This window comes from Planctomycetia bacterium (assembly GCA_015075745.1).
In the GTDB taxonomy this organism is placed as follows: Bacteria; Planctomycetota; Phycisphaerae; order UBA1845; family UTPLA1; genus UTPLA1.
The window spans coordinates 163,111-182,732 of sequence record JABTTW010000002.1; the positions used below are offsets into that span (position 1 = coordinate 163,111).

The 19,622-nt window shown below is 60.9% G+C and carries 18 protein-coding genes; 9 read left to right on the forward strand and 9 right to left on the reverse strand.

The features are described from left to right. Nucleotide 1: 1 nt before the first annotated feature. A complete protein-coding gene (locus HS101_14230; protein MBE7507424.1) occupies nucleotides 2-1,546 on the reverse strand; it encodes a hypothetical protein in 1,545 nt (514 codons plus the stop codon). Between the two features lie 14 nt (nucleotides 1,547-1,560). Then, entirely contained in the window at nucleotides 1,561-2,493 is a 933-nt protein-coding gene (locus HS101_14235) for a murein L,D-transpeptidase (protein ID MBE7507425.1), read from the reverse strand. 84 nt (nucleotides 2,494-2,577) lie between these two features. Here HS101_14235 and HS101_14240 point away from each other — a divergent pair, with 84 nt between their 5' ends. Continuing rightward, nucleotides 2,578-3,351, forward strand: coding sequence for an MBL fold metallo-hydrolase (locus HS101_14240; GenBank protein MBE7507426.1), 774 nt, complete (start codon nucleotides 2,578-2,580; stop codon nucleotides 3,349-3,351). A gap of 446 nt (nucleotides 3,352-3,797) precedes the next feature. Here HS101_14240 and HS101_14245 read toward each other — a convergent pair whose 3' ends face one another. Continuing rightward, complete coding sequence (locus HS101_14245) at nucleotides 3,798-4,535, reverse strand: IS3 family transposase (protein ID MBE7507427.1); 738 nt, start codon at nucleotides 4,533-4,535, stop codon at nucleotides 3,798-3,800. On the opposite strand from HS101_14245, the gene HS101_14250 reads away from it, so the two are divergent. Further along, nucleotides 4,501-4,809: a transposase gene (locus HS101_14250; GenBank protein MBE7507428.1), complete on the forward strand. Its 309-nt coding sequence runs from the start codon at nucleotides 4,501-4,503 to the stop codon at nucleotides 4,807-4,809. The genes HS101_14245 and HS101_14250 overlap by 35 nt on opposite strands. A 271-nt stretch (nucleotides 4,810-5,080) precedes the next feature. On the opposite strand, the gene HS101_14255 is transcribed toward HS101_14250, so the two are convergent. Together HS101_14255 and HS101_14260 are read right to left on the reverse strand one after the other, a co-directional pair. Then, entirely contained in the window at nucleotides 5,081-6,220 is a 1,140-nt protein-coding gene (locus HS101_14255) for a DNA topoisomerase IV subunit A (GenBank protein ID MBE7507429.1), read from the reverse strand. A 70-nt stretch (nucleotides 6,221-6,290) separates the two neighbouring features. Continuing rightward, nucleotides 6,291-6,980 carry a hypothetical protein gene (locus HS101_14260; GenBank protein MBE7507430.1) on the reverse strand — a complete coding sequence of 230 codons (690 nt, stop codon included), beginning with the start codon at nucleotides 6,978-6,980 and terminating at the stop codon, nucleotides 6,291-6,293. A gap of 154 nt (nucleotides 6,981-7,134) precedes the next feature. Between HS101_14260 and HS101_14265 the strand changes: the two genes are divergently transcribed. Together HS101_14265 and HS101_14270 are read left to right on the forward strand one after the other, a co-directional pair. Beyond that, complete coding sequence (locus HS101_14265; protein MBE7507431.1) at nucleotides 7,135-8,268, forward strand: alanine--glyoxylate aminotransferase family protein; 1,134 nt, start codon at nucleotides 7,135-7,137, stop codon at nucleotides 8,266-8,268. 85 nt (nucleotides 8,269-8,353) lie between these two features. Next, the gene (locus tag HS101_14270; protein MBE7507432.1) at nucleotides 8,354-9,181 is read left to right on the forward strand and encodes a hypothetical protein; all 828 of its coding nucleotides are present in this window, start codon (nucleotides 8,354-8,356) and stop codon (nucleotides 9,179-9,181) included. A 301-nt stretch (nucleotides 9,182-9,482) separates the two neighbouring features. Here HS101_14270 and HS101_14275 read toward each other — a convergent pair whose 3' ends face one another. Both HS101_14275 and HS101_14280 read right to left on the reverse strand, forming a co-directional pair. Then, a complete protein-coding gene (locus HS101_14275; GenBank protein ID MBE7507433.1) occupies nucleotides 9,483-10,769 on the reverse strand; it encodes an IS256 family transposase in 1,287 nt (428 codons plus the stop codon). 752 nt (nucleotides 10,770-11,521) lie between these two features. Continuing rightward, nucleotides 11,522-11,710, reverse strand: coding sequence for a hypothetical protein (locus tag HS101_14280; GenBank protein ID MBE7507434.1), 189 nt, complete (start codon nucleotides 11,708-11,710; stop codon nucleotides 11,522-11,524). Between the two features lie 111 nt (nucleotides 11,711-11,821). On the opposite strand from HS101_14280, the gene HS101_14285 reads away from it, so the two are divergent. The 3 genes from HS101_14285 to HS101_14295 all read left to right on the forward strand — a co-directional run bounded on the left by HS101_14285 (nucleotide 11,822) and on the right by HS101_14295 (nucleotide 14,352). Next, nucleotides 11,822-12,430, forward strand: coding sequence for a GNAT family N-acetyltransferase (locus tag HS101_14285; protein MBE7507435.1), 609 nt, complete (start codon nucleotides 11,822-11,824; stop codon nucleotides 12,428-12,430). 91 nt (nucleotides 12,431-12,521) lie between these two features. Continuing rightward, nucleotides 12,522-13,700 (forward strand): nickel pincer cofactor biosynthesis protein LarC, encoded by a 1,179-nt coding sequence (larC, locus tag HS101_14290; GenBank protein MBE7507436.1) that lies wholly within the window; start codon nucleotides 12,522-12,524, stop codon nucleotides 13,698-13,700. A 10-nt stretch (nucleotides 13,701-13,710) separates the two neighbouring features. Beyond that, the gene (locus tag HS101_14295; GenBank protein ID MBE7507437.1) at nucleotides 13,711-14,352 is read left to right on the forward strand and encodes a hypothetical protein; all 642 of its coding nucleotides are present in this window, start codon (nucleotides 13,711-13,713) and stop codon (nucleotides 14,350-14,352) included. Between the two features lie 51 nt (nucleotides 14,353-14,403). Here HS101_14295 and HS101_14300 read toward each other — a convergent pair whose 3' ends face one another. Beyond that, the gene (locus HS101_14300) at nucleotides 14,404-15,390 is read right to left on the reverse strand and encodes a hypothetical protein (GenBank protein ID MBE7507438.1); all 987 of its coding nucleotides are present in this window, start codon (nucleotides 15,388-15,390) and stop codon (nucleotides 14,404-14,406) included. 48 nt (nucleotides 15,391-15,438) lie between these two features. After that, a complete protein-coding gene (locus tag HS101_14305; protein ID MBE7507439.1) occupies nucleotides 15,439-17,343 on the reverse strand; it encodes a hypothetical protein in 1,905 nt (634 codons plus the stop codon). 161 nt (nucleotides 17,344-17,504) lie between these two features. Between HS101_14305 and HS101_14310 the strand changes: the two genes are divergently transcribed. Together HS101_14310 and gap are read left to right on the forward strand one after the other, a co-directional pair. Then, the gene (locus HS101_14310; protein MBE7507440.1) at nucleotides 17,505-18,482 is read left to right on the forward strand and encodes a 3-phosphoglycerate dehydrogenase; all 978 of its coding nucleotides are present in this window, start codon (nucleotides 17,505-17,507) and stop codon (nucleotides 18,480-18,482) included. Between the two features lie 79 nt (nucleotides 18,483-18,561). Then, nucleotides 18,562-19,620: a type I glyceraldehyde-3-phosphate dehydrogenase gene (gene gap, locus HS101_14315; protein MBE7507441.1), complete on the forward strand. Its 1,059-nt coding sequence runs from the start codon at nucleotides 18,562-18,564 to the stop codon at nucleotides 19,618-19,620. The last annotated feature ends 2 nt before the right edge of the window (nucleotides 19,621-19,622 follow it).

The following is a 19,622-nucleotide window of genomic DNA, read 5'->3' on the forward strand; positions in this document are numbered from 1 at the left end:
CTCAATCCCCGCGCATACGCCAAAGTTCCGCTCTAATCCGTTCGCTCGGGTGTTGATATCGCGGATCGATCCGATCCTTCATCGCCGCATCCGGGTCCGGCAGGTACGCCTTGTCCCACTCTAATTGATATCTCGCGGTGAGTTCCTCATCGAGTCTCTGCCAATTCGCGTCATCGCTGAAGCCGGCCGTCCGAATCACCAGCAATCGCTCGGGCGGCTTCGTCGCGAGCCGCGCTATCGTGGATTGCGGCGTAGCCGGCACGTCAGCATCAGCTTTGCCGGGATCACCCCCGTGTTCTCTCCACACGTCCGGCCGAATAAGCGTCGCATCGCCTCGCCGCTCGATGGCATGAAGCGCGAAATAGTATCTCGCGGACGGGTGGGTCATCACCCAGTCGTCCGGCGAAGTCGGACTGCGGGGGTTCTTCGCCGATTCTTCAATGACCAATTTGAAGGGGTCCAGCCATCGCAGGCTCGACCAGTTCATCTCGCGCGTCAGGTTCACGGCGCAGCCGCCCCACGCAAGGGCAAGCGCGATCGTCGCGGTGCGCCGTAGCGATCCCAGCCGTGACTTCGCGCCATCCTTCGATTCGCCAACCAGCAGTGCCGCCGCGAGCACGCAGGCCGGGCCGCTGAATGTCATCACATACTTGTCGATCATCGTCCGCGACAGGACGCCCGCGACGAAGCAACCTCCGACGACCAGCAGCAGCGACGCCACGATTCGCCGACCCGCCACCATCAAGGCTGCGAAACACACGCCGAAGATCGCCATCGGCGCCCAGACCCACCATGCTCCTGGCGATGCGAGATTTCCGGCGGACAGCGCCATGAGCGTGCGACCGGCGGTGCGTGCGCAGCCCTGCCATCCGTCGCCCAGTTGCGGGAACGCCGTCAACTGATGCCAGAACGGCGGCATCCACGGTGCGTACAGCAAGGCGGCCGCAAGAATCCCCGGAATCCAGATTCGCGCATCGCGCTTCTCGCGCACACCGGCGATCCAGCACAGCCCGACGACCACCGGTCCGAAGTAGTTGGCATAGCAGACCGCCGCAGCCGCGACGGCCCAGCCGACGGCCGACCAGATCGTAGGCGTGGCGGACTTGGCGATTCTCGCGGTCAGCCACAGCAGGATCGCCACCGCGCAGAACATCGCGCTGTACCATCGACCGGCGAATCCGAAGAAGAGATGCGCGGGGTGGATCGCCGCGATGACGAGCGTGGCCCGCGCGACGCGTTCACCATGCCAAAAGGCCGCAGCTTCTCTAAGAAATAAAAGGCCCACGAGGAACAGTGCGATCGACAGGCTGCGAAGCCCGACCGGCCCGACCCCGAAGACGCGCACCCACGAGTTCTGCAACAGGTAATAAAGCGGCGGGTCCGGCTCGACACCGTGCCAGAGTGCCGACACCATGTCACCCGCGGGCAGGACGTACCGCCGGCAACTGAAGGCCTCATCGTCAAAGACGGTGAAGTGCCCGGCCGCCCAGAACATCCACACGCCCACGGCGCCGAGGAGAATCAGATGATGTCGGCTTCGCTGCACAGTCGGCGATGATATCACGGCCGCGTGGCATACGAGACGGCCTCGTCAATAAACTCAACCGGCGTGCCCACCCGCACCATCCGGGACAGCCGAACCGCGTCCCAGTTCGCCAGCCGAAAACACCCGTGCGAGCCCGTCTTGCCGATCATCGCCGGTTCCGGCGTGCCGTGAATCCCGTATCCCGGCAGCGAAAGCCCGATCCACGCCAGCCCGACGGGGTTACGCGGGCCGGGGGGGATGCGCAGCTTCTTCTTCACGTCCTTCACCTCCGGCCACATCTTCGGGTCGAAGAGATAGTCCGGGTTCTTGCTCACCGTGACGACTCGCGCCTTGCCGCTGGGGCGCTTGGCCTTGTCCTTGGCGATCGAGCAGTGAAACAGGCCGATCACCTTCGACGACCGGTCGAGCACTTGAATCGTCTTGGCGGCGAGGTCCACCCGCAGCTTCGCGGCGCGCGGCGGCGACTGCGGCGACCAGACGCTGGGGAGCACGACCTGATCGCCCGCCTTCAGCGCATTGAGATTCACCCGCGGATTGAGCCGGGCCAACAGCGGCTGCGTGCAGTGCCCGCGCTCGCCGAGCAGATCGACCAGCGATCGGTAACCGAGTCGTGAGCGCTTCGCCTTGTCCTGCCACTTCACCGGCGGCGGCTGCACCATCTTCACATCGGCGGCGGTGATCTTGTACGCGATCGTCGGCGCGGTCTTGCTGATTCCCAGGGCCGTGGCGGTCTCGTCGTCCTGCTTGCCGGTGACTTTCAGGCCGCGCGCCGTTTGAAACGTCCGAATGGCAACCTCCAGCTTTCGGCCCGCCTGGCCATCAATGATCCCCGCCGAATAGCCCGCGCGGTCCAGGGCCGCCTGCCACGCGACCGTCTCGGTGGGGGGCGCACCGACCCCGCCGGCCCAAAGGCTCACCGTCGAAATCAGGACTAGTCCGGTCGGCATGCCGCTCCTTCCATTTCAGGCGATCGCCCCCGGCCGCCATGAGATTCATCGGCACACCGGCCACGGCCTGTATAATCCCCTGCGATGAGCGACCTCGGATTGAACGTAACCATCCTCGGGTCCGGCACTTCCCACGGGGTGCCGATGATCGCCTGCGACTGCGCCGTCTGCATCTCCACCGACCCGCGAGACAAGCGCACCCGGCCGAGCATCCTCATCCGCTATGACTCGACGAGCCTCCTCGTCGATACCTCGCCGGAACTGCGCCTCCAATGTCTGGCCAACGACATTCGCCGGGCCGACGCCGTGCTCTATACCCATCATCACATTGACCACGTTGCCGGGCTCGACGATCTTCGCCGCTTCAACTGGGTGCAGGATCAGGCGTTGCCCTGCTACGGTCAGGCCGAGACGCTCGAACGCCTGCGCAATATGTTCCCCTATGTCTTCGAGCAGGACGCGGACTACCCCTCGGCCAAGCCGCGCCTTGCCCTGCACGAGATCAACGGGCCCTTCGAGATCGGCGGGCGCACCATCACGCCGATCCCGCTGCTGCATGGGACCCTGCCGGTGCTGGGCTTTCGCGTCGGGAACTTTGCGTATTGCACCGACGTCGGCAAGATTCCCGAATCGTCGTGGCCGCTATTGGAGGGGCTCGACGTGCTGGTGCTCGACGCCCTGCGCAAACGGCCGCATCCAACGCACTTCAATCTGGACCAGGCGGTGGAGCACGCCCAGCGGATCGGCGCGAAGCGGACGTTCTTTACGCACATCGCCCACGAGCTTCCGCACGCGGAGACGAACCGGGAGCTGCCGGCCGGCATGGCCCTGGCCCACGACGGCTTGGTGATCGAGTAGGGGTTTTTACCGCGATTCCTAATCTTAATCCTGCTCCTAATCCTAATCTTCCATTTTTCTCGCATGCGCCCCGCGCTCTCGCCGCTCGTGCGTGAATCCTTTCTCGCACTCCTCCGGCGACACGGAATCGAGTTCGACGAGAATGAAGTCTTCCGGTGATCGTCGTCCGCCCTACCGGGCGGTGGGGAAAAAAAGAAGGGGGTGGTGGTTGGGCTCGTTGACCCGTGGCTAAAGCCACTTGCTACCATCGTGCGCCCTACCGGGCGGAAGGCGAGTTACATCTCTTGAGTTTTGGTCTGTGCGCCCTTGGCGCGGGAAGACGGTCGACGGAAGACAAAGGCATGGGAAGGGATTCCCATCGGGAGGCGTGCGAGAAGGGATTCACGCACGAGCGAGGGCAATCTCGTGGGCTTCCCCACATTAAGTGGACACGTGGCTAAGAGAACTCATGCCGCGGCCTCGTAGTCGGCCGGGCACCGGTAGCCCAGGCTCGAGTGCAGCCGCTGGCGATTGTAAAACACCTCGATCCATTCAAAGATGGCCTTTCGGGCCTCGTCCCGGGTCGCATAGCGCGCGGGGTGGACCAGTTCACCCTTGAGCGTCGCATAGAAGCTCTCCATCACCGCATTGTCGTAGACCTCGCCTTTTCGGCTCATGCTGCAGATCATCCCGTGTGCCGTGAGCATCCGCTGAAAATCGCTGCTGGCGTACTGGCTGCCGCGATCTGAATGATGCATCAATCCCTTCGGCGGGTTCCGCTGTGCAACGGCCATCTGCAGAGCGTCGATCACCAGATCGCGGGTCATCCGTTCATTCATGGACCACCCCACGATCCGCCGCGAGTACAGATCCAGAGTCGTGGCCAGGTACAACCAGCCTTCTCCCGTGGGGATATAGGTCATGTCACTGACCCACACCTGGTTCGGGGCGCTGCGAACGAAGTTGCGGGCCAGCAGGTTCTCGGCCACCGGCAGGGAATGCAACGAATCCGTGGTCGCCGTGGTTTTACGCCGTCGGCGCGCACAGAGCCCGTCTTCCCGCATGATCTTGGCCACCGTGTTCACACTGCAACGCACACCCTGAGCCGCCAGGGCCGCGTGAACCCGCGGGCTGCCATAGGTCTGCCGGCTGGCCGCGTAGGCCTCGTGGATCGCCGGCCGAAAGATTCGGCTGATCTGCGACAACGGAAGATTTCACCATACCCAGGCCGTCTACGAATGGCTGGCGGCCCACGCCGACCAGATCACCATCTACTGGCTGCCGCCGTACTGCCCGAGCCTCAATCTCATCGAACGGTTGTGGGGACATCTGAAACGGACGGTCATCGCCAATATCCTGTTTGCAACCGTCGATGATCTCATAGATGCGTTCCGCCTCGGCATCGCCCGTGTCAATGGCCACCGCGACAAAATGGGATTCATGTACGATCATGACGAAGTTTACAAAAAGGCAGCGTAAAGGATTCTGCGTTTCTACTTAGGAGGCGAAGCCTATCCCAGCTCCATGGTTGGCGAAGACCTCCTTGCGGACGCAACCGTGGAAACTTCACGCGCCGGTCCGCCCGGCGCCGCGCCGGGACCCGTATCGACTTGGCAGGGCATTACACACACGTCGCGTCCGTCTAACTCAACTTTGGCGGTCGGCCTGAATCACGTCGGCGTCGTGCCGGACGACCATACTTGGCCCTCGTCCTTTAGCAGGTTCATTCCGCCCCCCCTGCCTCACTTTCCTAGTCCAGCCACTTGCTTCGCTGCTTGAGCTTCTCCGGCACGTAGGTCTCCGTCACGAAGCTGATGCTCTTCGTCAGAAGCGACTCGACTTCCATCTTGAAGCCGTGCTTGAGCATCGCGTCCACTTCCTTGGCCCAGTCCTTCTTCCCTTTGAACCAGGGATACTCCATGATCTGCCTGGCGCGCTTGATGTCCTTGTCATCGACGGCGATCTTCACGTCGTCGGAAAGGTCGTAGTCTTCGTAGTCGTGGCTGCGCACACCGATCAGCTTCGCGTCCGGCACCGCCATACGCTCGCTCTCGAACGCCAGATTGATCGACCCCTGCTTGATGACGCTGTAGATGTAATACCCCCACGGATCGTTATCGAGCAGACAATAAACCGGCAGCTTCAGTTCCGTGTGCATCCGCTTGAGCAGCCGCCGCACGCCGCGCGGGGGCTGACCGCCGCCGTGGGTGAGAATGCAGTTGTGCTTCTGCCAGAATTTGTCCTCATTGAATCGGTTCCAGACGGTACCCTTTTCGACGTGCAGGATGAACTTCGCCTCGCACTTCCTGAACTGCATCACATCCGGTTCGACGATACTCGGGATGCTGAATCCCCCCGCGCCCATCCGCCGCAGGTCGATCTCGTCGCCGCGGCTGACAATGGTGAGATTGCCCGCGATGCTCCCGCGATTGTCGGCGAAGACGTGCAGCTCCTCGCGCAGCGACGCCATCGCCACCTCAAGGTCCTCAATAATCGGGTCGCTCTCACCCTGATCGTTGAACGTCTTCTCGCTCGTGCCGGGTATCGTGTGCTTCGTCAGGTAATATAGACCTCGGATGCTCACCGTCTTGTCTTCGTCGATCAGCTTCTTGCAGCCGCTGGCGATCAGCACGGTCTGCATGAAGTTCTTTGCCTGACCCATATTAAAGAATGTGCGCGTCTGCCGCTTGTCGCCCATCTCGATGATGCGCTTGTTCTTGTTGTACTTGGCGTTGGAAAGCGAGCGGATCGGAATGTCCACCGCCGGGTCGCGCTTTTTCGACGCCGCCGCGACGACCGACTCCGCCAGCGCGACGATCTTCCCCGCCGTGGCGTTATTACGCGCCTTGGCGCTGCCCGATGTGCTCTTCTTTGACTTCGTCTTAGCCATCCGTGGTCCCTCAGCTATTCGATCAACTCGTCCCTTAACCGGATTATTGATGATCTGCGGGCCCTTGTCACTAACCTGCGTTTCGAGCATCGATCTCCCGTCGTATCGGCGTTCCACACTCCGGGCAGATTCCGCTGACGTTGCCCGTCAGGTTGTAGCGGCAGGTTACGCAGAGGCCGTGCCGGATACGATACTCAAGAATGTGCCTGCGATAAATCCTCGCATAGAAACAAGGGAGCAGGACAAGAACTGCAGAAAGCCCTATGGCAAGTGAAAGAGTGTTATGTTCCATGAATCGGACATCAACGATGTAGAAGAACTCCTGGACCAGGAAATAGAAGAGCATCACGGTCACGGAATAAATCAGCCAAAACAGGATAAGATAGAGCTCAGGCCATTCCCAAAGTCGGCCTCGCCTTCGAAGCGCGTAAGTGGCCCCGATTGAGATCACCGTACAGAACCAAACCGGCACTTGAATGCTCGGAGGAATATCCACAGGGACCGTACCGGCCAGCGCCGGAAGCGTCCTCTTCAGTTTCCACCCTTTTTCCACCCGCCCATCGTGAAACATCCTCCGCCGAATCCACCCCCAACCATAGCCGTACTCGACATAGCCGTTGCCCACGTAGAGCGAGTAACCACTCGGCCCAACGTAGCAGACGTTCCAGACATGCCCGACAACGGTGAACACGAACAGAAAAGCGGACACCGTCACGCCGACAGCCACAAAAAACCGACAGGCCCGAGAGCGCTCCTTCATTGCCACATTCTACGCCTTCCCGCGCCCGCCCGGCGATCGTCCTTTTCCCCCAAATTGAGCACGCCCGCCCCGCGCGATATACTCCCGCATGCGCCCGCTGGCACGCCGTTTGCCGCGTGTCCCGGCGTCCATTCAACACCTGGAGGCACCTGCAATGATGAAGCTCCGACTCTTCACCCCCGGCCCGACGATGGTCAGCCCCGAAGCCCTTTTGGAGATGGCCTACCCCCTCGACCACCACCGCACCAGCGGCTTCAAAGAGATGTTCAAGGAGTGCACCGAGCTGCTCTCCTACGTCTATCAAACGAAATGTCAGCCGCTCGTCCTCACCGGCAGCGGGTCCGCCGCGATGGAAGGCGCCATCCTCGGCTGCTGCAAAAAGGACGCCAAGACCCTCGTCTGCCACTCCGGCAAATTCGGCGAACGCTGGGTGAAGATCCTCAAGCGCTTCGCCCTGCCGCACGTCGAGTACAAGCTCGAGTACGGCCACGGCTTCAAGGCCGAGGGCATCATGGACATGCTCAAGAAGAACGCCGACGTGAAGGCCGTCATCTTCGTCCACAGCGAGACCAGCACCTGCGCCCTCAGCGAGGCCCAGGGTATCGCCAAGGCCTGCCGCGATCACGGCGCGCTGTGCATTGTCGACGGCATCACCTCCATCGGCACTATGCCCTTTAAGATGGACGAGTGGGGCATCGACGTCGCCGTCACCGGTTCGCAGAAGGCCCTCATGCTCCCGCCGGGCCTGGCCTTCGCCGCCGTCAGCGATCGGGCATGGGAGGTCATCGAGTCGCACGACGCCCCCGCCTTCTACAACTGCTTCAAGGCCTATCGCAAGAGCCAGAAGGACAGCGACGTACCGTGGACGCCGAACAACCAACTGGTCAAGGGCCTTCGCTACACGCTGCGACAGATCAAGGCCGAAGGCATTGAAAATGTCTGGGCCCGCTCGGCCCGCCTTGCCAAAGCCACGCGTGCCGCCTCCAAGGCACTGGGCATGACCATCTTCGCCGCCGACCCCGCCGACAGCGTAACCGGCATCAACATTCCCGCAGGCGTCGAAGACGACAAGTGGCGCAAGACGATGCGGTCCAAGTACGGCATCCACGTCGCCGCCGGCCAGGGAGAGCTCAAGGGCAAGATGATCCGCCTGAACCACATGGGCTACGTGGACGAAGTCGACACCGTCGGCGCCATCGCCGCCATGGAATGGACCCTCGCCGAGCAGGGCTATAAGTTTGAAATGGGCGCCGGAGTAACGGCATTCATGAAAGCGCTGCAGAGCTGACAAAAAGCCGAAGCCGCTGCAATCGGGATCGATTCGAGAGTGTACAATCCGTAGACTCTTAATTTTATTCGATCGGAGCACTGTCATGGGCCGGACCTTGGTGTTTCTTGCTGCCGCGATGTACTTTGGCGGCGACAAGCCACCTGCATCTCAGCCGAGTGACCCGGGTAACCGTCCTCGTTTCACGGGAATTCGCGTTGATCCCATGGATCAATGGTCCGTCGAGGACGCGCGTCGAAAGGGAAGTCGTCGTGCAGAAATCGATTACGAGAACGGCAGACCCGAGATCGAGACATTTGGGCTCGTCTTGTTTCCCGCATATGTAGACGCCGAGACGGGGCTGCGAATCAAATCGCGCGGGTGCGTTTTCACGCCCAATCAACAGGCTGAATCGAGGGCCTACAACGATCGCGTTCGCGAGTTGGTGAAGGAAAAGGGATTTCCTGCGCGATGCGTCCAACTAAAAGAGAGATTCGAGAGGGCTAAGGAGCTGAGTGAATCTCCGCCTAAGCTAAAGTGGATAACGGTGCCACTGCTTCCTCGCGGCTCCAATGGCAAACCCATCAAAATTGGGAACCTGACAGTCACACGAAAAACCTATACCGATACTTTCCCTCACTCGAAGACCTTCGATGGTAAGAAGGGCCCCTTCACAGACTGTTCCAGTATTACTGTGAATCGTGAGTCCGACAAACTGGTTGCGATTTCGGTATCTTTCAGGGACCCGACGGCGATCGCGCTCCTAGAGAAAGAGGGATTCCTGATCGTCCGAGGAAGCGACTGGACGCAGCGAACCGTTGTATTCGATACCAAGCATGATCGAATACTTGTGGACGCGATGCCCGGGCTAATGGCTGCCCTAAAGAATCTCGAGGAGCCCTCGACACAGGACAAGCCCGAGCCGCACTTCTAACCGTTGGCAACCGGATAGATTTGCGAATGACAAACGCACTCCCGAACGATTCGCAATCCGACATGCAAATCGAGGATTCAAACTCCGCCGAAACGGTGTCGTTAGTCTTCACCAAGCATTGAGGATATGTTCAGTACAGCACGCCAAACCCATTGATCGTTCTCGCACTGGTCGTGGCGCTAGTGGCTGTCCTCGAATTTCTAATCAATCGATTCGGCATTTTGGTCAGTGTTCCGTTCGTCTTGCTCATAGTCGCTTCAGGAATCGGAGTAATGGTCAAATTTCGTTGATGACGCGGTAATCAGGCGGCGTTTCTCTCGGCCTTTTCTCCATTGACGAACTTCACACCGGCGATGACATCGGGAAGCAGCGTCGCGCCATTGAGCAGCCGCCAGTGGTTCGCGGCGGACTCGCACAGCTTGAACACCATTGCCAGACACGCGATCCGACTGCCGTTGCCTTTGGTCCGGCGGTGACGCAGCCGCACCGTGGCGAACGTACTTTCGATCGGATTCGTCGTCCGCAGGTGCCGCCAGTGCTCGGCCGGGAAGTCGTAGAACGTCAGCAGCACCTCGCGATCCTTCACCAGGCACTCGGCCGCGCCGGGGTATTTGGCCGCGTAGTGGGCCACGAAGTGATCGAACGCCTGGTTCGCATTCTCCCGCGTCGGCGCCATCCAGATCTCGTGCAGCTTGGCCTTCGCGCCGGTCTGCACCCGCTTGGGCATCTTGTCCAACACGTTGGCCGTCTTGTGCACCCAGCAGCGCTGCGCCCGGGTCGTCGAATAGACCTTCGGCAGCGCCGCCCAGAAGCCCAGCGCTCCGTCCGCCGTGGCCAGCTTCGGGTCGATCGTCATGCCCCGTTGTTGGCAGTCCAGCAGCAGCGAATACCACGACTGCTCGCTCTCGCGATGGCCGTCGACCACCGCGATCAGCTCCTTGCGGCCGTCCGCCCTCGCGCCCATCAGCACCAGAATGCACTGCCGGTCTTCCTCCAGGCGGATGTTGAAGTGAATCCCATCCGCCCAGAGGTACACGTAGTGCTTGCCTTCCAGGGAGCGGCGATTCCATGACTGGTACTCGTCCTGCCAACTCGTCATCAAACGCGTGATCGTCGTGGCGCTGAGCCCCGCCGCCTGGGGACCGACCAGCGCCTGCAGGGCCTCGCTGAAGTCTCCGGTGCTGATGCCCTTGAGGTACAGCCAGGGGATCAACTCCTCGATGGCCTTCGTCTTCCGCAGGTACGGCGGCAAAATCGACGAACAGAACCGCTCCACGGCCTGGCCATTTGCATCCAACGCTTCGCCGGCCTCGCCGCGGCCGACGATCCGACGGTCCCACACCCGCGGCTGCGTCACCTCCACCGGCCCGACGCCGGTGACGAGGGTCCGGGTGGGATGATGGCCGTTCTTGACCACCTGCCGGCGGCCTTGCGGATCGCGCAGATCGGCGTGCCCTTCGATCCAGCCATCGACCTCCGCCTCGATCGCCTGGCCCAGGAGCCGTTGGGCCCCGTCCCGCAGAATCTCCGTCAAAACGTCTCGGCTGGGGACTGGAATCGTCTCGATCGACTCGTTACTCTCCTGCATCGGCGTACTCCTCTGCCCATCGTGGGCGGCTCGGAACCTCGAACAAGTCCCGAGAGTACGCCGCCTTTTTTTATCCCGCCACCATCAACGAAATTCGGTTATAGCTCCAGGAATCGCGAACTGGGTCTATTTGAATACCAAGCACAAGCCCGATCAAATTTTGACGAGGGAGGAGACTTCTCCAATAGCTCTGGGCGCTCGCGTTCAAGTGATCGGTGATTTACGGGAACTATCGCATTTCGCTGATATTGAGGACGCACCATTCGAGCCGATCATCGTCGAGCGCTTTTGTGCTACGTCCTCGATGGCATTCGTGGTCATCGTCGGGATATTCATTGGGGTGTAATCCAGTATGTTATTCAGCATTATCTAAAGTCAACGCTTGGCCTTGCCAATGCCGGCCAAATGCTGGGATTCGTCCTCGCGTGGGTACCTGCCCGACTGTTCCCGGTCTATTAACGATTTGTGCCCGGCCGGTTGGATGTACTTCGCTTTTCGATGTTTACGGGAAAAGCCATTCTGCTGAGCCGTATCGATTTGCGAAGTGGCGTGGTCAGAGTCTCCTTTGCCAGGCAAAAAGCCGAAATGAGACCTCGGACGGTCAATTCTTGGAAATCCGTTTGTGGACTCGTGCAGAACCATTCAGATTCGTAAAGGGCCTCGTTCAAGCAGCAATCAATACTCACCCCGCCCCTGCCTGACGATCAACTGCTTGGGTGAATCAGCCCCTCTGAAGTCACGATGTCCGCCCCCTACTCCCCTGGCCCCTCCGCCTCATCCTGCATATACGTCGCCTTAATCGCATCCCAGGCATCCCGCGGGTAATACTTCTTCACCGCCATCCACACGCCCGCTCCGATGGCCAGGATGATCAGGTAATACCAAAACCTGAAATTGAAGTGGAAGTTCCCATGCCGGTGTTTGAACCGAAGGCGACGCATCGCCGAATCTTAACTCGCCGGATGACAGGTGCGAGAACTAATGCCGCCTTCGCCCGCAGCGCATCCGCCCCTACAATGGGGTTGGCTCCCGCGAGAACCCATGAGGGTATCATGATCACGAACAAACGCCCCTTCGATCCCCAGCCCACCGTCCTCACCGGCCGCCAAACGCGCCTCGAACCGCTCACTCACACACACGCCGACGATCTCCTCGCCATCGGCCGCGATCCCTCCATCTGGCAATACATGCCCAGCTCGCCCTTTGCCGATGTCGAAGCCGTCAAGACGTGGATCGACGCCGCCCTCGCCGAGCACCGCGCCGGCAGTCAGGTTCCCTTCGCCATCATTCGCCTCTCCGACGACCGCGCCGTCGGCTCGACGCGATTCCTGAGCATCCGCCGAGAGCATCGCGGCCTCGAGATCGGCTGGACCTGGTTGGCTACCGACGCCCAGCGCACCCCCATTAACACCGAGTCCAAGCTCCTGCTTCTTACCCACGCCTTCGAAAAGCTCGGCGCGATGCGCGTCGAGTTCAAGACCGACCTCCGCAATGAAAAATCCCAACGGGCCCTGGAGCGAATCGGCGCAGCCCGCGAAGGCGTCTTTCGACGACACATGATTCTCTGGGACGGCCACATCCGCGACTCCGTCTATTACAGCATCACCGACACCGACTGGCCCGAAATCAAAGCCCAGCTCACGCGCAAAATCCCGCATTGAAAGCGGCCATCCTTGCCACGACAGAGCCCACACGGGAAAATGGATGCCGAAACGGTGCCACAAGGAAAATAACGGTGCCACAAGGAAAATCATGATCGGATACTTCGATTGCTTCAGCGGCGCAGCGGGTGACATGATCCTCAGCGCCATGCTCTCCGCCGGCCTGCCCGAGGCCCATCTGCGCTCGCAGTTGGAAAAGTTGAACGTCACCGGCTACGAGCTTGAGATTAATCACATCAAAAAGCAGGGCTTCGCCGCCGTCAAAGTCGACGTGCATATCAACGACAAGCCCGCCCACCGCCACCTGCATCACATCACCAGGATCATCGACGATTCGTCGCTCGCCGACTCGATCAAAACGCGCAGCAAGCAGATTTTCACGCGTCTCGCCGAGGCCGAGGCCAAGGTCCACGGCACAACCATCGAAAAGGTGCACTTCCACGAAGTCGGCGCCATCGATGCCATCGTCGACGTCGTCGGCGCATGCATCGGCGTCGAGGCCCTGGGGCTCACCCGGATCGTCTGCTCCCCCATCCCCACCGGCAGCGGCACCGTCAAGTGCGATCACGGCCTCATGCCCGTCCCCGCCCCCGCCACCGCCGAACTCCTCCGCGGCATCCCCATCGCCGAATGCGCCGAGCAGGGTGAACTCCTCACGCCGACCGGCGCGGCCATCCTCGGTACGCTGGCGGAGAGCTTCGGCCCCCTGCCGCCCATGAAGATCGACCGCATCGGCTACGGCGCCGGCACCCGCGACGGAAAGACGCGCCCCAACATCCTCCGCTTGATCATCGGAACCCCGACAACTCCCACTCCGTTGCAGGAGGATGTGGTCGTGGTTCTGGAGACCAACATCGACGACGCAACCGGCCAGCAGATCGGCCGCGCCGTCGACGCCCTCTTCTCCGCCGGAGCGCTCGACGTTTTCACCATGCCCATTCAGATGAAGAAGAATCGCCCTGGCGTTTTGCTCAGCGTCATCGCCGAGCCGGCCACGGCCGACGCCTGCGAGGCCGCGATGTTTGCCCAAACACCGACATTCGGCGTCCGCCGTCAGACCTGGTCCCGTCGAAAACTCGACCGCCGCATCGATAAGGTCACGACGCCCTTCGGCGAGATCCGCGTCAAGCTGGGCCTTCGAGGCGCCGTCGTATGCATCATCGCCCCCGAGTATGACGACTGCGCAGCCGCCGCCGAAAAGCACGGTGCGTCACTCCATGACGTGTCATATGCCGCTGAATCTGCTTGGCGCGCCGCCAATCAGACTTAAGATGCTCGCAATGGCCCTACCCGACGCATTGTTCGCCGAAGGATACCCTGCGAGTACCCCGCAACTGCTCCTGCTGGCAGCCGTCGTTCTGGCGGGTTTCCTCTTCATGCGCATGCTTCGCCGGTCCACCCCGTCAGAAGGATCGCCCCGCCAGTATCGTCGTGAAATCGACACCGCGACTTCTCACGGCGCGAATATCAAGGGAGACATGGAACATCTCCTCATCGAGCTGGACAAGCTCTCCCGCGAAATCAGCTCCCAGGTGGATACCAAGTTCGCCCGACTCGAAGGCGTCATCGGCGAAGCCGACCGTCGAATTGCCGCACTGCGCATCCTCCTCGACGCCGCGAAGGCGGCCGGCGCCTCCCTCGGTCTTGAAGAAACAGCCGGACAAGAAACGCCGCCCGCAAACGCCGCCTCTGCGTCCACAGGCTCGCCGCCAGATTCCTCACCGGCAAGCATTGATGCCACGACGGCGCAACATGAAGAAATCTTCGCCCTCGCCGATCAGGGCATGCTGCCGCTGGAAATCGCCCGCAAGCTCGATCGCCGAGTCGGCGAAATCGAACTGATCCTGAATCTCCGACAGGCGACCGGTGGCCAGGGCTGGCCCCGTGGAATTGACGTGCCGGGCCACATCAGGACCGGTTAGACATCGACGGTTCGCACGCACGCGAACCACTCCACCTTTTCGCACGACATACTACTGATAGAGCATCGAGGCGGCGCTCTCTGCGGGAACAGATTTCTGATACTTCGCGTACGCCCTCGCCGCTGAATCGAGAAATCCCTCGTCCAACTCGCCCTCCAAAAGCGCCTGCATCATCCCGTCAAACAGATACGCCTCTGGCACGATCGGCAGCCGGGCAAAGAGCACGGGATAAAACCCATGCCGCACCGCAGAACCGTAAAGATAGACCGCACTCATCGACGAAAGGTAAAACAAGCCGATCCGCGGATGCCCGCCCGACTTGCATGCCTCGAAGGGGTCCCAATACGCGTCCGCCATCGCGTTCGGGCCGAGGTATCCGACCATGCAGCTCGCCGAACCGAACGCCAGGCTCATCCCGTCGTGCGTAACCACCACCGGCCCGTCCGCGCAGGCATCGCGGATCGGTTGGCTCATCGCATCCCGAAGCCTCGATGCCGGCCATGCATTCGCCAATACATAAACGTCGAATGGCTGATCCACGCCCGCGGCAACCCATTCCGCCGAAGGCGTCACTCGGCGGGAGAAAATCGACCGTCGGATGATGCGCTTCCCATCCCCCTTGTCGCCGTAGAAACGCCGCCAACCCGCGGCATTCGCCATGTGCGTATCAACACCGTAAAGCGCCCCCCAGCACAGGTTCGTGCGCGGATCGTTCCCGTTGGTGAACTTCGACGGCGAGGCCTCTCCGTCGGTGAGTCCCACATGGAGCGTAACCGTCAGATGTCCCTGCTCCTGGATAGTACGAACGAGATGCGATTGAAAAGTGGCGGAGCTGACCCTTGTCGCCGCGATCAACTCGGCCGACGGCGCCGCCCGGAGACTGCTATGGCTTCGCGGCGTAGTTGCCTTGCGAGGCCACAACGCAATGGCGACAATAAACCCGCTGGCACAGAGCACTGAGACCAGAATGTAAATCCGACGGGCAGGCCATCCGCGCCGCCGCCCCCGCCCTGACCATCCCGATCGATCGAGTCTCATGACTGCGCTGCATCCTTGCTCCGACGGGTAACTGCGACAAGCGAGCCGTTAATTCGCCGACTCTGCATCGCTGACGGCGACCTTGCCCCCACGAGACAACACGACATCAAAATATGTCGCGCGGGCAAGCTCGTCCTCAAGGAAATAGACCTGCAACTTGTGCGGCCCCGGACTCACCTTGCGAACTTGAAGGGCCAGCGGCAGATCGAGCGTCTTGCCCGGCTCCAGCGTAATCGGAAGCCGCGGGCACGCCTTGGCGTCAGGGTGAATGTGCTGACCGTTGACGCGAATCACCGGCCACAGCGTCAGCTTGATGTCGGAGCGATTCGTCAGCTTCAGCACCGGGCTCGCTGATGACTTGAAGTATGCGAGGCCGAAGTCGGTCGATACCAATTCAAACGGCCAATCGCTCGGGCCCTCCAGCGCCACATCCACGGGCAGCGCCGGCGGGAGTTGGAGGTCATCGCTCGCCGCCGCCACGCGAACCGCGCCCTTGTCAGGTAGATCCACCGCCACTTCACAAGACCAATACGATCCCACATCAAGCGCGCGAATAAGCCGGCCCCCTGCCACGCTCGGCTCCGCCTTGCCGCGCTTCGCCACGCGCAGCCATACGCGCGCATCGGCAAACGATTGATTAAGCGCATTCTGTATCGTCACGACCGACTCTTCCGTGGACCCGTCGTTCTTTCCCTTGTAGAACGCCCGCAATCGCCCCGCCGCGATGGAATGCTGAAGCTTCTCAACCGCCCCGTCATCCGGATAGGTATAAGCGAGCCGATCGCCGTCCACTTCGATCACCCGATAGTGACTGATCCCTGTCGCCCGATCCCGCAGGCATGTGCTGGCCTCATGCGTGCGGACGTAATCCAGTCCCTCGACCCCGGCGAGCTTCGAGGCGAACTCCTTGAAGTCCCAGTCCGTCGCCCCGCCGGCGACAATCAGCCTCACCTTGTAGTCTTTGACGAACTTGGCGAGGTCCCCGGTCTCGCGCCACACATCCAGAAGCCCCAGTTCATCGCTGTTGGTGCAGATGAAATTGAAAGTCTTGGTGCGGTTCCGCCTCAAATCCGTCTCGACCCATTGAATCTGGTTGTAGTCCTGCTCGATCGGGTTGCCGGGATGATCCAGCAGCAAGAGACCATGGTAACTTCCATAATCGATCACCCCGATCGGCTTGTTCGCCACCATGCGCGGAAAGCTGGCCTCGTGGTCGTGCGCGCCGCAAAGCATATAAACCGGCGCGTCAAACTTCTCCAGGTAGCTCAGCACCCGATTCCAGCTCGAGGCATCGTCCTTGACCCGGGCCCATTCCGTGTAGTCGCCGGTCGCGACAATGAACTCCGGAGCAAGCAGGTTAACTTCCGGAGGCAGCGTGTCGTCGAATTCTGGAGCCGTAAGATCGCCGATATTCATGCTCGACAAGTGAACGAAGCGGAATTTCTTCTTGAAGCTGTCTACGACCCGAACGCTGTGACGCGAATAGAACGTTCCGCCCTTCGCCCGAACTTCGATGTTGTACAGACCCGGCTCGGTGCTCTGCGGCACCAGGAGCACCAGCGTGCAATAGTCGTCGGAATACGAAGGCGGCGTCGTTGGCTTCAGCGGTGCCCGGACTTCCGGCTCCTTGGCGTGGCTCAGAAAAAACGTCACGTCCCCGGTCACGCTGGCGTTAAGGCGCATCACGAAAATAAACGTTTCGCCCGGAGTGATGAAGATGGGTCGGCCCTGGGATGGCTCACATACAATTGACTCGTTCGCATCGTCCGACGCAGGCGCCGCCGACCGCCGTGCGTCACCGCTGCTGGCGAGCGCCGCATCAACGGCCGCATCCTCGCGCGACTGCGCAGCCGGCTCAGCAGCTTCCTGTTGTGCAATCACAGGCGAAATCGCCAGCGACAATAGCAAGCAGCCAATCAAACCCAACGCAGATCGAAACAGCCTCGCCTCCATGAGCGCAATCCTTTCAAACCTCGGTTTTTCTCGTCGAATCTCAGAATTCCTTTGCCTTCACAAGGTGCTCCGATATCATAACGTTGCGGCTGATGATGTACCACATCTGAGCATACCCCGCGGGCACGCCGCTTGTCCGCATGTCGATTAGGAGGAATGACATGAGGGGAAGAGCGCCGTTTCGTATCGTTATTGCGGAGCCCTACGCGCCGCAGGCCGTCGATCGTCTTCGACAAATCGGTGAGGTCGTCGTTCTTGAGGACTCTTCGCCGCAAAGTCTGCTTTCCGTCATTCAGGACGCCGACGCCCTGCTCGTTCGGTCAAAGGCCCACGTTACCGCGCGCATCATCGAGGCCGCTTCCAAACTAAAGGTCATCGCCCGCGCCAGCACAAATACCGACCACATCGACCTCCGCGCCGCCCGTCGAAAGAGTATCGCCGTCGTTTACGCCCCGCACATCGCCGTGACCTCCACGGCCCAATTCGCCCTGGCGATGATCTTGTCGCTGCGCCGCCGACTGCCGCAACTTGATCGATTCATCCGCGAAGGCAGCTTCGAGTCCCTTCGCGCCCCCGCCGGCCGGGAAATGGGCCATGAAGTGCTCGGACTCCTCGGCATGGACCCGGTCGCCGAACATCTCGCCCGAATGTGTCAGGCAGCCTTTGGTACGCGCGCCATTTATTTCGATCCTCAGGGACGCACTCCCACGCTGCCATCGGTCGACGCGGTCAGCCTCGACGAGCTACTCACCACCTCGGACATCCTGTCGGTCCACCTTGCCCCCCACGCGGAGACGAGGCACTTTCTCGACGCCGGTAGGATGGCCCGGCTTAAGTCCTCAGCCATTCTCATTAACACGACTCGCGGCAATGCCATCGACACAATTGAGCTGGCAAGGGCATTAAAACGCGGCCTCCTGGCCGGTGCCGGCCTTGACGTCTTCGAGATCGAACCGCTCGCCGCAAACCACCCCTTGCGCCGTGCGCCAAACTGCCTGCTTACGCCGCACGTGGCCGGTGCTACGCTGGACGCGGCCGATGATCGCTACAGCGTGACCGATGACGTGGCCAGGATTCTCCTGGGAGAAACGCCGCACCACGCCGTCAGCGTCGCGGACCCTGACGTCGTCCCTTCTTGACGACTATCATCCACCAGTCTAACTTGAATCGCGTGTTTCACCACGCTTCCTTCACCGTGGAATGAGGAGTCTCTGAACAATGGCGGCAGTAAAAATCGGCATCAACGGGTTCGGGCGAATTGGGCGAATGGTCGCACGGGCAATGTCCATGCGAAAAGGCGAATTTGACATCGTCGGAATCAATGATGTCGGTTCAACGCCGCGCACTCACGCCCACCTATTCAAGTACGACACTGTCCACGGAAAGTGGAAGGGAGAAGTCGGCCACGACGAAACCGGAATCATCGTCGACGGCCATCGCATCCGCTTCACCACCGAAAAAGATCCGTCCAAGCTCCCGTGGCGGGAACTCGGTGCCGTGGTCGTTATTGAGTCCACCGGCGTTTTCACGAGCCGTCGGGACGCCGCCAAGGGCAAAGCCGGCTACGACGACCACATCACCGCCGGCGCCAGGAAAGTCATTCTTTCAGCGCCCGCGAAGGACACCATTGATGCAACCGTCGTGCTCGGCGTCAACGATGAGCGCCTCAAGCCGGAGCACACCTTTGTCAGCAACGGAAGTTGCACGACCAACTGCCTGGCGCCGCTGGTCAAAGTGCTCGCCGACAATCCGCAGATGTTCGGCGATAACATCACCGGAATGATGACCACCGTCCATGCCTACACCAACGACCAGCGCATTCTCGATCAGGTTCACGGCGACGACCTCCTTCGCGCCCGGGCCGCTGCGATGAACATCATTCCCAGCACGACCGGCGCCGCCAAGGCCATCGGCCTCGTCGTCCCGAAGAAGTCCATTCAGCTCGACGGGTTCGCCTTTCGCGTGCCGGTCATGAACGGTAGTTGCGTTGATCTCACCGTCGCCCTCGAGAAGGAAGTCGAAGTCGACGCGGTCAACAGCCTCTTCAAGAAGGCGGCGGCCGAACCCAAATACAAAGGAATCCTGCAATATTCCGATGAGCCCCTGGTCAGCAGCGATATCATCGGCAATCCGTACAGTTCGATTTTCGACAGCACCCGCACCATGACAACCCCAAAGGGCAAGGGAAAGCTGCTCAAGCTGATGAGTTGGTACGACAACGAGTGGGGCTTTTCCAACCGGGTCTGTGACTTGGCGATCCGGCTGGCATCGATGTAACG

Bases quoted from the DNA above. Each gene is read 5' to 3' on its own strand.
- HS101_14235 (MBE7507425.1), bottom strand. From the start codon at position 2,493: ATGCCGACCGGACTAGTCCTGATTTCGACGGTGAGCCTTTGGGCCGGC.
- HS101_14240 (MBE7507426.1), top strand. From the start codon at position 2,578: ATGAGCGACCTCGGATTGAACGTAACCATCCTCGGGTCCGGCACTTCC.
- HS101_14255 (MBE7507429.1), bottom strand. From the start codon at position 6,220: ATGGCTAAGACGAAGTCAAAGAAGAGCACATCGGGCAGCGCCAAGGCG.
- HS101_14260 (MBE7507430.1), bottom strand. From the start codon at position 6,980: ATGAAGGAGCGCTCTCGGGCCTGTCGGTTTTTTGTGGCTGTCGGCGTG.
- HS101_14265 (MBE7507431.1), top strand. From the start codon at position 7,135: ATGATGAAGCTCCGACTCTTCACCCCCGGCCCGACGATGGTCAGCCCC.
- HS101_14270 (MBE7507432.1), top strand. From the start codon at position 8,354: ATGGGCCGGACCTTGGTGTTTCTTGCTGCCGCGATGTACTTTGGCGGC.
- HS101_14275 (MBE7507433.1), bottom strand. From the start codon at position 10,769: ATGCAGGAGAGTAACGAGTCGATCGAGACGATTCCAGTCCCCAGCCGA.
- HS101_14280 (MBE7507434.1), bottom strand. From the start codon at position 11,710: ATGCGTCGCCTTCGGTTCAAACACCGGCATGGGAACTTCCACTTCAAT.
- HS101_14285 (MBE7507435.1), top strand. From the start codon at position 11,822: ATGATCACGAACAAACGCCCCTTCGATCCCCAGCCCACCGTCCTCACC.
- larC (MBE7507436.1), top strand. From the start codon at position 12,522: ATGATCGGATACTTCGATTGCTTCAGCGGCGCAGCGGGTGACATGATC.
- HS101_14295 (MBE7507437.1), top strand. From the start codon at position 13,711: ATGGCCCTACCCGACGCATTGTTCGCCGAAGGATACCCTGCGAGTACC.
- HS101_14300 (MBE7507438.1), bottom strand. From the start codon at position 15,390: ATGAGACTCGATCGATCGGGATGGTCAGGGCGGGGGCGGCGGCGCGGA.
- HS101_14305 (MBE7507439.1), bottom strand. From the start codon at position 17,343: ATGGAGGCGAGGCTGTTTCGATCTGCGTTGGGTTTGATTGGCTGCTTG.
- HS101_14310 (MBE7507440.1), top strand. From the start codon at position 17,505: ATGAGGGGAAGAGCGCCGTTTCGTATCGTTATTGCGGAGCCCTACGCG.
- gap (MBE7507441.1), top strand. From the start codon at position 18,562: ATGGCGGCAGTAAAAATCGGCATCAACGGGTTCGGGCGAATTGGGCGA.